General features: G+C 39.9%; 10 protein-coding genes. 8 read left to right on the top strand and 2 right to left on the bottom strand.

Annotated features, from left to right (window positions below):
• Positions 1-18 precede the first annotated feature (18 nt).
• The 8 genes from AQ505_RS00395 to AQ505_RS00360 all read left to right on the top strand — a co-directional run bounded on the left by AQ505_RS00395 (position 19) and on the right by AQ505_RS00360 (position 10783).
• Positions 19-828: a phosphatidate cytidylyltransferase gene (locus AQ505_RS00395; RefSeq protein ID WP_062546350.1), complete on the top strand. Its 810-nt coding sequence runs from the start codon at positions 19-21 to the stop codon at positions 826-828.
• Between the two features lie 56 nt (positions 829-884).
• Entirely contained in the window at positions 885-1481 is a 597-nt protein-coding gene (locus tag AQ505_RS00390) for an RNA polymerase sigma-70 factor (RefSeq protein WP_062546349.1), read from the top strand.
• 82 nt (positions 1482-1563) lie between these two features.
• Positions 1564-1851 carry a hypothetical protein gene (locus AQ505_RS00385; RefSeq protein ID WP_157262159.1) on the top strand — a complete coding sequence of 96 codons (288 nt, stop codon included), beginning with the start codon at positions 1564-1566 and terminating at the stop codon, positions 1849-1851.
• 69 nt (positions 1852-1920) lie between these two features.
• Complete coding sequence (locus AQ505_RS00380) at positions 1921-2898, top strand: FecR family protein (protein ID WP_062546347.1); 978 nt, start codon at positions 1921-1923, stop codon at positions 2896-2898.
• A 30-nt stretch (positions 2899-2928) separates the two neighbouring features.
• Positions 2929-6549 carry a SusC/RagA family TonB-linked outer membrane protein gene (locus tag AQ505_RS00375; RefSeq protein WP_062546346.1) on the top strand — a complete coding sequence of 1207 codons (3621 nt, stop codon included), beginning with the start codon at positions 2929-2931 and terminating at the stop codon, positions 6547-6549.
• Positions 6550-6589: 40 nt separating this feature from the next.
• Complete coding sequence (locus AQ505_RS00370) at positions 6590-8035, top strand: RagB/SusD family nutrient uptake outer membrane protein (protein ID WP_062546345.1); 1446 nt, start codon at positions 6590-6592, stop codon at positions 8033-8035.
• An 18-nt stretch (positions 8036-8053) separates the two neighbouring features.
• A complete protein-coding gene (locus AQ505_RS00365; protein ID WP_062546344.1) occupies positions 8054-9442 on the top strand; it encodes a zinc-binding metallopeptidase in 1389 nt (462 codons plus the stop codon).
• A gap of 24 nt (positions 9443-9466) precedes the next feature.
• Positions 9467-10783: a DUF4302 domain-containing protein gene (locus AQ505_RS00360; protein WP_062546343.1), complete on the top strand. Its 1317-nt coding sequence runs from the start codon at positions 9467-9469 to the stop codon at positions 10781-10783.
• A 113-nt stretch (positions 10784-10896) separates the two neighbouring features.
• Here the strand turns inward: AQ505_RS00360 and AQ505_RS00355 are convergent, their stop codons facing one another.
• Positions 10897-11109 (bottom strand): DUF3820 family protein, encoded by a 213-nt coding sequence (locus AQ505_RS00355; protein ID WP_062546342.1) that lies wholly within the window; start codon positions 11107-11109, stop codon positions 10897-10899.
• A gap of 12 nt (positions 11110-11121) precedes the next feature.
• Complete coding sequence (gene mfd / locus AQ505_RS00350; protein ID WP_062546341.1) at positions 11122-14463, bottom strand: transcription-repair coupling factor; 3342 nt, start codon at positions 14461-14463, stop codon at positions 11122-11124.
• Positions 14464-14538: the final 75 nt, after the last annotated feature.

Raw genomic sequence — 14538 nt, 5'->3', positions numbered from 1 at the left:
ACAATTACACTTTTACGCATGAAAACAAGAGCGATTACAGCTTTCTTTTTTACCATAGTGATGTTAGGATCCATGTTTTTAGGACCTTACGTCTATTCTGCTTTTTACCTATTGCTGAGTCTGGCTGCCTTATGGGAGTTTTTTAAACTCATCAAAACGACAGGAATCAGGCCACACCGCAATATCGCCATGGTTGCCGCAGCGCTGATCTTTTTCATGATTGCCGGTTATCATTTCCTGCAGTTTGAAACCAAATTTTTACTGCTGCTGGTCCCTTTGATCTTCGCTGTATTTATCTCAGAGCTTTATAAAAAGGATAAAATACCCTTTGCCAATATCTCTTACACCTTTGTAGGTTTTATGTATGTGACCGTTCCTTTTTGTTTCTTTTATGCGCTAGGTTTTATTGGGCATATCCCTGATTATAGTTTTCATTTGCCATTGGCTTTCATGCTGATGTTGTGGGCAAATGATACTGGAGCTTACCTTTTCGGCTCTAAATTTGGTAAAACAAGGCTATTTGAACGTCATTCTCCTAAGAAATCATGGGAAGGCTTCTTTGGCGGAGTATTTACGAGTGTAGTAGTTGCTTATATCCTTTCTATTTACTTTACAGAGCTGTCTTTTTTAACCCTTGGAGGAATGGCAGTTTTAATATCCAGTTTTGGAACTTTAGGAGATCTGGTAGAATCTATGCTGAAAAGAAGTTTGAATGTGAAAGATTCTGGAGATATTTTACCCGGTCATGGAGGCCTTTTGGATCGTTTCGATGGTCTATTAATGTCTGCGCCGGTGGTTTATGTGTACCTCTATCTAATTTTGTATTAAGTATTTGACACGAAAAAATAATATAATTATATACAGAATTCTGTTATAATTGTAATATGGACGGCGAGGGAACTATCTCATTATTGATAGAAGAAGAATTTTTAGGAGAAAACAGGGAGAATAGCGTCGCGGTCTTTACCAAATTATATCGTCATTACTTTAAAAGGCTGTTTATGACCTCCTTAAAGATTGTTAGGGATGATTACTTGGCAGAAGAAGTGATTCAGGATGTTTTTTTAAGACTTTGGGAAAATGAAAACAGGTTTGATCAGATTGCAGAATTTGAAAGATACCTGTATCGTTCTGTGGGCAATGAATCCCTGAATAAACTCCGCAATCAGAAAACACAAAGCAAACATTATGACCAGTTTTCTAAAGCTGCCAGTCCGGAATTTGTCAATACTCTACTGGAAGAGGAAGAACTGAAAAGAAAGATAGCCAAGGCCATAGAAAGCCTGCCTCCTCAATGTAAAACGGTATTTAAAATGAACCGTTTTGAAGGGCTAAAATACCGTCAGATTGCTGAAGAACTGCAAATTTCAGAAAAAACTGTGGAAGGGCATATCGCTAAAGCCTTAAAAATTCTAAGGGCAAACTTGTTGGGTATACTCCTCTTGCTGAGCTATCTCAGTTGGTTCTTATTGGAGAAATAGTTAAAACTTTCTAAAGGGTATGGTGTTGTGCTTTATATTGGTAAAAAAATATACCTTGTATTTAAACCTAAATCCTAAATTTATGATCACAACTGCTCAAATGACTGCCGATAAAAAGGTCTTTATAGCCGCAATTTTGTCTTCTGTGTATTTCTCTTTGATGTTTAGCGGCGTTCTTGCGGGCATAAATTCAGTTGTGGTCGGTGCTGTAGCGGAGCTGGTCACCATTCCATTGATGTTATTACAAGTTTTTATTCTTGGTTTTGTTGGGTATCACCTGTTTAAAAAAGAAAAACCAATGAACTATAGATTCGCTTTATCGGGGCTTATATCGGCGGGGTTAGTAGCTTGCTTTTTCCTTGTCAAATAAATTATTGAAAAAATAATCAGCCCGAGCAAGGGTATTTGATTTTGGCCGTGTCTATCTCTAAAAAAAGGCATGGAACACCAAGATCACTATTCTCTGATTATAAATGCATTAAACCATCCGGAAGATACAGCTTTGCAAGCGCAGTTATCGGCCTGGAGAGGATTAAATGTAGCTAATGAAGAAGAATATAAAAGTATTAAGCGCATTTGGGAGCAATCAGCAAATGTAGAAGAACGCTATACAGGTAGGGATCTTGATCAGGCAGTTGCCGCTTTTACTGCCCGATTAGAAGAAAAAATCCAATATACTGCCCCTGCAAAAACCTATAAATTATGGTGGAGAGCTGCTGCCGCAGTACTGGTGTTCGGTATGGCAGGTTTATGGGGCTATAGAGAGCTAAAATCTGAAGCTTTTATCTTTAGAAGCACTAATGATCAGCAGGATTCTATACTGCTGGTAGATGGCTCTAAAATATTCTTAAACAAGCACACACAAATCAAATATGCGACTACTTTCAGTAAATCGCAGCGAAAATTCTTTCTTTTAAAGGGAGAAGCTTTTTTTGATATCGCCAAAGATCCGGCGCATCCTTTTACCGTGCTGATCAATAAATCAGCCGTTCAGGTATTGGGAACCACCTTTAACATTCAAAATATTGATAGCACCATTGCCCTTGAAGTTAAAACAGGAAAGGTGATGTTCGAAAGTACGGACCATGATCCCGGCCATATTCTGGAAAAAGGAATGGCGATCCGATTTAACCAGAAAACTGGTAAAATTCAAAAATATCTAGGACTGGACACACAAACCAATTCTAATTGGCTGTATAAAGAACTCAACTTTGTAGACGCTACTTTACCAGAAGTCTGCGCCTTAATAGAACAGCAGTATGGCGTTAAAATCACTATTCAAGGGAATATTTCGAATATCAAAAAGCTCAATGCAAACTTTAAAAATGACCCCTTGGCCGATGTACTTGATGTTTTGAAAATGACCTATAAAATTACTATTGACCACCACGATAATCAGATAATAATAAAACAGTAACTAACTATTAACCAACCTAAACTTTCAATTATGATTAAAAACTTCTACAAAAGAAGAGGGGGACGGAATGGAATCACCTGGCTATTAGCCATGTTGATTTTACTCAATTCCTCAACTGGTTTTGCCTTTAGAGAGATGCAGATGAAGATGGAAACATTGGAATTTCTGCTGAAAAGACTGGAAAAACAGTACAAAGTGAACTTTGTTTATGATGCCTCAGAAGTAAACAAGAATACCAGTGTGGAGGTAAATACCGAATCTAAATCTATTGACCAGGTTTTAAAACAATTAGAACCTAGCGGTATCGCTTATGTGATCACTGGAAAAAAAGTGATCCTGAGTAAACTGATCAGACCAGTCAGCAGCAACACTAAGAATAAAAATATTACGGCAAAAGGAAGTGTCAAACTTAAATTAAGTTCTGGCGCTGCTGATGCGGTTGCAGGAATCAATGTACAGGAAAAAGGAACTAAAAATGGTGTTTCTACCAATGGAAACGGCGAATTTAGCATCAGCGTTCCGGAAGGAGCTACTTTGGTTTTCTCTTATATCGGTTATAAATCGATCGAAGCACAGGTAACTGCTGCAAAAACTCAGTTTAACATCATTCTGGAAGAAGATCAGAATAAATTAAATGAGGTTGTCGTTACTGGGTATCAGACTATTAATAAGAAATTATTTACGGGTTCGGCAACCAGTATCAGTGGAACTGATGTAAAACAGGACGGGGTAATTGATGTAACCAGAATGCTGGAAGGTAAAGTGGCCGGTGTATCCGTTCAGAACGTTTCCGGAACATTTGGTGCCGCACCAAAAATTCGTGTTCGTGGGGCAACATCGATCTCTGGAGAGAATAAACCGCTATTTGTAGTGGATGGAGTGGTATTGGAAGATGTGGTCAACATCTCCAACGATCAGCTGTCAAGCGGTGATGCTTCTACACTGATTGGTTCTTCTCTTGCAGGAATTAACGCAGATGATATTGAAAGCTTTAACATCCTGAAAGATGCTTCTGCAACCGCTTTATATGGGGCAAGAGCGATGAATGGTGTGGTAGTGATCACGACTAAAAAAGGGCGTATCGGGAAAACTGTCGTTTCTTATACTGGAAACTTCTCTACCTTCCTAAAGCCTACTTATGATACTTATAACATCATGAATTCTGCAGATCAGATGTCTGTGTATTCGGAAATCGCCCGCAAGGGAGGTCTGGGCATCAGTATCGCCAATAATGCAGATGGTGGAGTATACACTAAAATGTGGAAGTTGATTAAAGGATATGACAAAACATCAGGTGAGTTTGGCTTGAACAATACGACGCAAGATCGTGCTAACTATCTGGGTAGATTTGTCAATACCAATACGGATTGGTTTGATCTTTTGTTCAAAAATTCATTAGTTCAGGAGCATACGGTAAGTATCTCTTCGGGTACAGAAAAAGCAAGAAGTTATTTCTCTACCGGTTTTTATAATGACAATGGCTGGTCTATTGCTGATAAAGTGAAGCGTTACACCATGAATGTACGTAACGACTATAAACTTTCAGACCGTGTTTCCCTTGGTGTAATCGCTACAGGTTCCTTGAGACAGCAGGATGCACCAGGAACGTTGGGCCGTACGAGCAACGTAGTAGAAGGAAAATATACCCGTTCATTTGACATCAACCCTTTCAGTTATGCTTTAAATACAAGTAGAGCCTTAACTGCTTATGATGAAAATGGTGAATTAGACTTTTTCCCAAAAAACTATGCACCCTTTAACATCATTCAGGAGCAGGAAAATAACAAGATTAAACTGGACATGCTAGACATGAAGTTACAGGCTGAACTGGGTATCAAAATTACAGAAAATCTGAATTTTAAGTCATTAGGAGCACTGCGTTATGTGAAAACAACCAGAGAACACCGTGTAACTGAATATTCAAACATGGCCAATGCCTATCGCTATGCGCCAACAAATACCATCAGAAATAAAAACGACTTTTTGTATAAAGACCCTAGTCACCCGGAAGATATTGATAAGCAAATCGTATTGCCGCAGGGTGGTTTTTACAACAGAAATGATGACAATTTGCTAAATTTCTACGTTAGAAATCAGTTGGATTGGAAAAAAGAAATCAACCACAAACATTTGTTCAGCGCATTAGCCGGACAGGAAATCAAATTTACAGACCGTAAAAACAGCTTTAGCAATGGTTACGGTTACCAATATGACAAAGGTGGTGTGCCATTTATCGACTATCGCATCATCAAACAAACCTTGGAAGGAAACTTCAACTACTACGGGATGAATGAGTTGTATGATAGATATGCTTCCTTCTTTTTGAATGGAACGTATTCTTATAGTGGCAAATATGTATTCAGTGCAACCGCTCGTTATGACGGTTCTAACAGATTGGGAGAATCTGCAGTAGCGAGATGGCTGCCAACCTGGACTACAAGTGCGGCATGGAACATTGATCAAGAAGACTTCATGAAGAATGTAAGTCAGATCTCTTATCTGAAACTTAGAGGTGGTTACGGACTAACTGCGAGTATGGGAAGTGCCACAAATTCATCTGTAGTGTTCCAAAACAGTTCTACACGTCGTCCGGTGCTTTCTGAAGTAGAACCAAGGATCGTTATTGACGACTTGGAAAACTCAGAATTAACCTGGGAAAAGCAATATGAAGCCAACATTGGTTTTGATATTGGATTATTTGATAGCAAAATTAACCTAAGTGTAGATTATTATAACCGTAAAGGATTTGATCTGATTTCTGCAATCAGAACTTCTGGTATCGGTGGACAAACCACTAAACTGGCCAACTATGCAGACATGAATTCATCAGGTTTCGAGGTTACTTTAGGTGGTCCGATTTTGAGAAGAAATGACTTCAGCTGGAAAACGAACTTTACATTTGGTTACAACACCAACAAAATTGTAAACCTGAAAAGTACACCGCGGATCTATGACTTAATCGTTCCTGAAGGCGGTCCTAAGCTAGGTGGAGCGGTAAGAGGTTTGTATTCTATCGATTTCCAGGCTTTAGACAAAGTTGGAGTGCCAACATTTGTAAACGAAGATGGGGAAGTCAGCAATAGTGTTTATGTGCAAAGTTCTAATAGTGGTTTCCTGAAATATGAAGGTTCCGTAGATCCAACCATTACCGGTGGTTTAATGAACAATTTCAGCTACAAAGATTTCACTTTAAACGTATTTGTATCTTATCAGGCAGGCAATAAAATCCGTCTGAACAATGCATTCCAGGCCAGATATTCTGACGATGATGCTTTGCCTAAAGAATTCTTAAACAGATGGTCATTGCCATTGGATCAAAATGCAACAAATGTCCCTTCTGTTGCAGATTACCTGTTGCAAAATGCCTTAAATGGAAAATATCCTTACACCGCTTACAACTACTCTACAGATCGCGTTGCTGATGGCTCATTTGTACGTTTAAAAAGCGTTTCATTGGCTTACAACCTCCCTGCAAAGTGGATTAAATCGATTGGTGGGAATAATTTGTCGCTGTCATTGGTGGGAAATAACCTATGGTTGATCTATGCGGATAAGAAATTGAAAGGTCAGGATCCGGAATTCTTTAGTTCTGGTGGGGTGGCAATGCCGATTCCTAAGCAGATCACGCTATCTCTAAAAGTGGGCATTTAACAGGATCATTTAATAACCTAAAAATTTAAATTATATTCCAATGAAAAAATATAATATATACTTTATTCTTGCGGTGATCTTTCTTTTCACCGGATGTAAAAAATACCTGGAGCAAGTGCCAGATCAGCGTACTAAGTTAAATACGCCGGAAAAAGTTTCAGAATTATTGGTTACTGCCTATCCAAGAGCTAATCTTTTCCTTTGGAGCGAGTCTATGTCTGATAATGTAATCGACAATAGTATTGCTGGTGCGGTCAATAACATCAATATCGGTGGTTATTTCTGGAAAGATCCGGAAGATATCTCTCAGGATTCACCGAATTATTACTGGGGTGCCTGCTATACAGCCATCGCAGCTGCAAATCAAGCATTAGACGCTTGTAATAAAGCCACAAATCCTGAATCTTACAAGGCGCAAAAAGGAGAAGCATTGGTAGCCAGAGCATATGCGCACTTTATGCTCGTTACTTATTATTCAAAAGCTTACGATCCGGCAACTGCTGCGGTTGATCCTGGTATCCCTTATGTAACGGAACCAGAAACGGTAGTATTGAAGAATTACGAGCGCAAAACAGTGGCTTATGTATACGAACAGATTGAGAAAGACCTGACAGAAGGTCTTCCATTAATCGTTGATAACTATGCTGCTCCTGCTTACCATTTCACTAAAAAGGCAGCTCATGCATTTGCTTCCCGCTTTTATTTGAACAAAAGAGAATATGATAAAGTAATTTCTGAAGCAAATGAAACCTTCCCTTCTAATGAATTCGCTTCCAATGTACGACCTTGGTTTGCTTATGCGAATTTAGACGTATCGGAAACCAGAATTAATTATACTGCAGGTACTAATCCAGGAAATTTATTACTTGGTGAAACGGTTTCAAGAATTGCCAATAACTATTACAATACAAGGTATTCTATGCCTCAGGTAAAGTTAAATAACCTGACGGCTCCGGTAGGTGTCAACTTTTCTGCCTTTAAGAAGTATTCAACTTCCAGTACTTTTTATTTTGTAAATAAGTTTTATGCGCATTTCGTTAGAACGACCATCAACGCAACTACGGGTACTTATTATGCAATGGTGCCACTATTGACAACTGAAGAAGTGCTGATGAACAGAGCAGAAGCCAATGTGATGAAAGGTAACTATACCGCTGCCCTGGCAGATCTCAACACGCTAATTAGTGTAAGGGTAAACGGTTATGTTCCTGCAACACATGACTTAACCGATGCGAAAATTAAGAACTTTTACATCGCGACAATCTCAGATCCGCAACAGGCATATTTAAAAGCAGTATTAGACTTTAAAGCTGCTGAATTTGTTCATGAAGGAATGAGATGGCTGGATATTAAACGCTTAAATATCCCAGTTACTCATATTGACCTGGATGGTACCGTTAGGGTATTACCGGCAAATGATCCTAGAAGACTTTGCCAGTTACCTCCAGAAGTATCCTTGTCCGGTGTGGAATTGAATCCACGTTAATCTTTTAACCTGTTTGTAATGAAGAAATTAAATATATTATTGACTGCCGGGCTGATGTTAACCCTGGCTTCTTGTAAGAAATCAGAGAACCTCAACCGGGAAATTGTCGGTTTAGGTGGAGATACCTGGGTAAATGGCCCATTAGATAGCTGGCTTGCAGAAAACTTCACTAAGCCTTTCAATATCGATGTGAAGTACCGTTGGGATGGATCAGAACTGGATTTATCTAAAACCCTGGTGCCGCCAAGAGCGGAAAAAGTACAGCCAGTGATGGAAATTGTGAAAGCAGGATGGATTGATGTGTATACCGCAGAAGCCGGATTAGGTTTTATCAAGCAATTTGCACCCCGCCAATACCTTTTAGTAGGGAGTTTACAATACAATGCTGGTGGTACGGTAACACTTGGTGAGGCTGAAGGTGGCAACAGGGTTACTTTGTTCAATATCAATAACTTTGTAAAGACCGATAGAAATATCATTAAACCCGTGTTGAAAACCATTCACCATGAGTTTACCCACATCTTAAACCAGACCATCAGTTATGCGAAAGAGTTTGAGAAAATTACACCAGGAGGATATACTGCAGATTGGAATAACACCACTTTAGCCAATGCAAATGCCGCTGGTTACATTAGTCAGTATGCTCAGGCTGCTCCTGGAGAAGATTATGCAGAGATGACTTCTATCATGTTGACAGAGGGAAAGGCAGCTTATGATGCCAAAGTGAACAGTATTGTATTGCCAAAAATAGACTCTATTCCTGATCCTGCAAACCCTCCTTTCATCATCCAGAGAGAAATTCCTAATGCAACTGCACAGGCATTTATCCGCAAGAAAGAAGAAAGTGTCATCACTTATTTTAAGCAATCTTATGGAATTGATTTTGCGAAACTGAGAAATCGCACCAATTATGCACTGTCAGAGAATGCACCGGTAAATCTGGCTACCATCTTTGGGAATGCGCGTCAGTTTACTTCATTAAGTGTAGATCCCGATAATAATCCTGGAATGTCTGCTACTTTCATGACTACCTGGGCAGCCGCAAAAACTGGCTTGGCAGGGTTATCAAGTAGGGTTTTGAACAATTTTGTTGTTTTCTTTTACCCGAAAGCAGGGGAATTGGTATTGCGCGTCAATTATACGAGCGGAACTACTGCCTTCGCGGCGCATTTTGTCTACAAAGCAACGTATGATGCCAACCGCAATATGACCTTATCCTACCTGAGAAGAGATGGTAATGGAACTACGATTGCTCCTGGTATTGTAGCCTTAACCAACTACATGACCACCGGAAGCTTCGGGATGAATTACCGTTATGATGCCAATCTTTTGGAATACGGTCAATGGTTCAAAACATCAGATACCAATAGTTCCTTTTTTGGGACTTTAGGTGTAATTAAATATTAATAGCTGATCAATAAAAATACTGATATGAAAAAATTCTTATTCTATATAGTTCTACTGTCCGCAGGGTTTATTACCGGATGTAAGAAGGACGAAGATCCAATACTGGATGACCCTGATCAAAGAGTAGCAGCAGCGCTTGTAGAACATCAGGCACAGCTTTTATCCGCTGAAAATGGCTGGAAAGCTACGATTTACCCTAAATTGGGGAAAGGTTTTTCCTTTTATTTCAAATTTGACAAAGAAGGTAAAGTGAAAATGCTGTCAGACTTTAATACGACTACAGCAGTTACTTTTCAGGAAAGTACTTACCGCTTGAAAGCATTGCAGTTTCCAACTTTGATGTTTGATACCTATAACTACATCCATCTCCCTGCGGATCCAAATGGAAGCATTAGTGGTGGTACAAATGGTAAAGGGTTAACCTCAGATTTTGAATTTGCTTTCGACGGAATGAGTGGAGATACGCTAAAAATGAGAGGTATCGTAAATGGAAATCTAATGGACATGGTAAAAGTAACAGCTGCGGAAGCAACTGCCTATGGTACCGAAGGGATCAAAACTATGATGGATGCCAATACTGCTTTCCAAGCCGTAAATAAATTCCCATACCTGGTTTCTGGAAGTATAAAGGTGGCTGTAGGGATTGATGCGACCGCTAAAAAGCTTACACTGAGCTATATCGATGAAAATGGAGCAAGTAAAGTGAGCAATGCGACATTCGCCTTTGGACTCAATAGCCTGACTTTAAGTACACCATTAACCTATCTGACGACTACAATTAAAGAATTGTTTTATGATGCAAGCAGCAAGCAGTATTATGTGAATGTAAACGGAACACGCAGTAATGTGCTGAATTCCTTACTCCCGGTGCTGGATTTAAAGGCCTTATTTGGACCATTAAAGGACTATTCTCAGATTGAATATAATTCTGCCACAGTAGCAGCAGGCTTATCTGCTGACTTTAATACCAAATTTACTGCAGCAAAAACAGGTCTGTTTGCAATAGGCAGTAGGGTTCTGGATAAAGTTTCGACAAAATTCAATACCGACAATACATTGTCGCTGATCTATACGTATCGTAATACATCCAATTCTACTTTATTGGCAACTATTACATTTACGGTGGCAAGAGATGCAAATGGCATTTATACTTTTACTTTCCTTTCTCAGGACGGAAATGCTGGTACCGCTGGGCCAGGGGTAATCGCAGTTACCGACTACTTTAGAAATAATAAATTCAAGGTAGACTGGGTAACAAATCCCGGTTCAGGACCAACTTACGGAGGCTTGTACAACGTAAATGACAATACGTCCTTCTTCTACGGTACATTGATCAAGTAAAACAAATAAATTCCCATAAAAAAAGCTGCAGAGAGATCTGCAGCTTTTTTTATGTCTTTTTGAGCAAGAATAATCGGTTTTAAGCGACTTTCTCTTCGAAGGCAGCTATTTGGTTATCTTTTCTTCAAAGGCTGTAATAAGTACTCTAAACCGTTCAATTTAATCTCATATAAAGTGGCCATCATCTCCCCTAGTTTTCCCGCAGGGAAACCTTTATTGTGGTACCAGACCAGGTAATATTCCGGAAGGTCACACATGGTCTTTCCCTGATACTTCCCATAAGGCATTTTCATCGTGACCAGATCGTTTAATAATTGCGGATTCATAGATTTCTTAGGTTAATTAGCCACCATATTTAGCATTTCTACCGCTTCATCTACTGATTTCAAGCCTTCAAAAGCAATCCGTAAAGAGTTTTTCACTTCTTTTAAATTACAGATCCTCGGGTGCATCTGTGCAAAATGCAGGATCTGATTGAACATTGTTGAATCAAAGAAAGCAGATTGCTTATCAGCGATGAAGTAACCGCGCAAGACCCCTTTTTTAAAGCTCAGCTTTTCAAAAGCCAGTTGTTTGGCCACCCATTGTAAGCGCAATACGTTCAGCATCGTTTTTACAGGCTTCGGAACAGGCCCAAAACGGTCTTTTAAAGCAGTTTCAAAAGCTTTCAGCTGTGTTTCATTTTCCAGCTTGGAAAGCTCCGTATACAGGTTATATCTTTCGGTAATATTCGTTACGTAATCATCTGGAATAAACATATCCAGATCGGTATCTATCTGTGTGTAGGTCACGAAAGGACGTGCAGGCTCATTCTTAAATAAATCCTTGAACTCATCGCCTTTTAGCTCCTGAATGGCCTCATCTAAGATCTTATGGTACATTTCAAAGCCAATTTCAGCGATGAAACCACTCTGCTCTGCTCCTAGTAAGTTTCCACTGCCACGGATGTCTAAATCCCGCATGGCGATGTTGAAACCACTGCCCAGATCAGAAAACTCTTCTATGGCACTCAGTCTTTTTCTGGCTTCAGAAGTCAGCGTAGATAAGGGCGGACTTAACAAGTAGCAAAATGCCTTTTTGTTGGAGCGTCCTACCCTGCCGCGCATCTGGTGTAAATCACTTAAACCGAACATGTGCGCATGGTTGATGATGATGGTATTCGCATTTGGAATGTCGAGACCAGCCTCAATAATTGTGGTGGCTACCAATACATCTTTTTCACCATTGATAAAATCAAGCATTACATCTTCGAGTGCATCGCCGTCCAGCTGTCCGTGTGCAATTCCTATCCTTGCTTTAGGAACCATTCCCTGTATCATACCACCCAATTGTGGTAAGTCATTTACCCGGTTATGGATAAAAAATACTTGTCCACCCCTATCCAGCTCAAATTGAATGGCTTCCTGAATCAATTTATCATTGAAAACATGTAATTCTGTATTCACCGCCTGACGGTTTGGTGGTGGCGTACTCATGATCGAAAGATCCCTTGCCCCCATCAGCGAGAAATGTAAAGTCCTCGGAATCGGTGTGGCGGTTAAGGTCAGCGTATCTACGTTTGCCCTCAATACCCTTAACTTTTCTTTGGAGGTTACCCCAAATTTCTGCTCCTCATCAATGATCATGATGCCCAGATCCTTGAATTTGACATCTTTACTCAAGAGCCTGTGGGTGCCAATTACGATGTCTACTTTTCCCTCCGCTAGTTTAGCCAGGGTTTCCTTGATCTGCTTGTTCGTTTTGAAACGGTTGATATAATCTACCGTACAAGGGAAATCCTTCAGACGGGCAGAAAACGTTTTGAAATGCTGCAATGCCAGAATGGTGGTTGGTACGAGTACCGCGGCCTGTTTCCCATTGGCAACAGCTTTAAAAGCAGCTCGGATCGCGATTTCGGTCTTGCCGAAACCCACATCACCACAAATCAGACGGTCCATCGGATGTGGTGCCTCCATGTCTTTTTTAACATCCAGGGTAGCCTTCTCCTGATCTGGGGTATCCTCATAAATGAAGGAAGCTTCCAGTTCTGTTTCCAGATAGCCATCAGGAGCAAATGCAGTCCCTACCTGGGTTTTCCTCAAAGCATACAGCTTAATCAGATCCCTGGCAATGTCTTTAACTTTTTTTTTAGTATTCTTTTTTAGCTTATCCCAGGCCTCTGTGCCCAGTTTATTCATTTTCGGAGCTGTTCCATCCTTCCCGCTGTATTTAGCAATCCGGTTTAGGGAGTTGATATTTACATACAGCAAGTCGTTATCGGCATAAACCAGGCGAATCATCTCCTGTGTCTTGCCGCTCACCTCTACTTTTTCCAGACCGGCATATTTTCCAATACCATGGTCAATATGAGTCACAAAATCTCCAGGCTTCAGGTCTCTTAATTCTTTCAAAGTAATCGCCTGACTCCGCTGGTAGCCTCTTTTTAGCTTGTATTTATAAAAACGGTCAAAGATCTGATGGTCGGTATAAAAGGCCACATTCTGGTGTGGATCTAAGAAACCTTCCCGTAATGGAATATTAACCGGTGTAAACTTTGCTGTTTTATCAATGTCTTCTAAAATCGCATACAAACGCTCGGTTTGCTTCGGAGAAGAACTGAAAATATAATTGTGGATCCCCTGCTTCTCATTTTCTTTTAAATTGTGAATGAGTAGATTGAAATCTTTATTGAAGGAAGGCTGTGGTTTGGTCTCAAAGGAGATCACATGCTCCGTTTTATAGAAAAACTGCTTGCCAAACTCAATCAAGGAGAAATCATGCACCATATCGGCCATCATTTTCTCATCAGTGAAAGCAAATTTAGGGTCGATCCAATCCTGGTTCTCCGATTTCTCTTTCGCCGGTAAAGCCAGCCAGAGTTCTTTTGCTTTCTTATAACCGCCTTTAATGATGTCCAGGCTAAACTCTACGTCTTTAAACCAAAGTAAAGTGTCTTTTTCTATATAATCCAACAGATTGATATTGCTTTCTGTCAGGTATTTGGACTGCACATTTGGGATGATGGTAAAAGTCTTTACATCTTCTACAGACAGCTGACTTTCAATCTCAAAGGTCCGTATACTCTCGATCACATCACCAAAAAACTCAATTCGGTAAGGTAAATCATGAGAGAAAGAGAAAATATCTACTATCCCACCACGAATGGAGAATTGTCCGGGCTCATAAACGAATTCTGTACGCTCAAAATCGTAATCAATCAGGAATTCATTAATAAAATCAATGCCTAGTTTCGTCTGAACGGCAATTTCAAGCGTATTTTTCTCCAGCACACTCCTATTGATCACTTTTTCAGCCAATGCCTCTGGATACGTCACCACAATTTTGCCATATTCTGAATGGTGATTCAGCTCATTGAGGACTTCTGCCCTGGCCAGCACATTTGCTGTGTCTACCTGGGTGAATTCAAAGGGTTTACGGAAGGAAGATGGGAAAAGTAACACCTCTTTATCAAGGATACTCTCCAGATCGGCCATGAAATAAGAAGCCTCTTCCCGATCAGGAAGGACAAATAACATGGGCTTATGCAGCAGAAAATAAATAGCAATGGCTATCGTTGCATCGGCAGAACCAACTAAACCTTTTAGTTGAAGTTTATTACCTTTGCCCGCGTTTAGGGCTTTTGCCAATGCGACAATGCGTTCGTCTGTTTTATAGGTATTTATCAGGTCACGGATGTTCACTATGCAAAGGTAAGATTTATGGCGAGCTTAAATGTAACAAAGTCTCTATTAATCCATCTAAAATAAAAACGATAT

The sequence above is a fragment of the Pedobacter sp. PACM 27299 genome, from assembly GCF_001412655.1.
In the GTDB taxonomy this organism is placed as follows: domain Bacteria; phylum Bacteroidota; class Bacteroidia; order Sphingobacteriales; family Sphingobacteriaceae; genus Pedobacter.
Note: the sequence above shows the minus strand (reverse complement) of the source record. Positions and strands in the feature narration are given on the sequence as shown.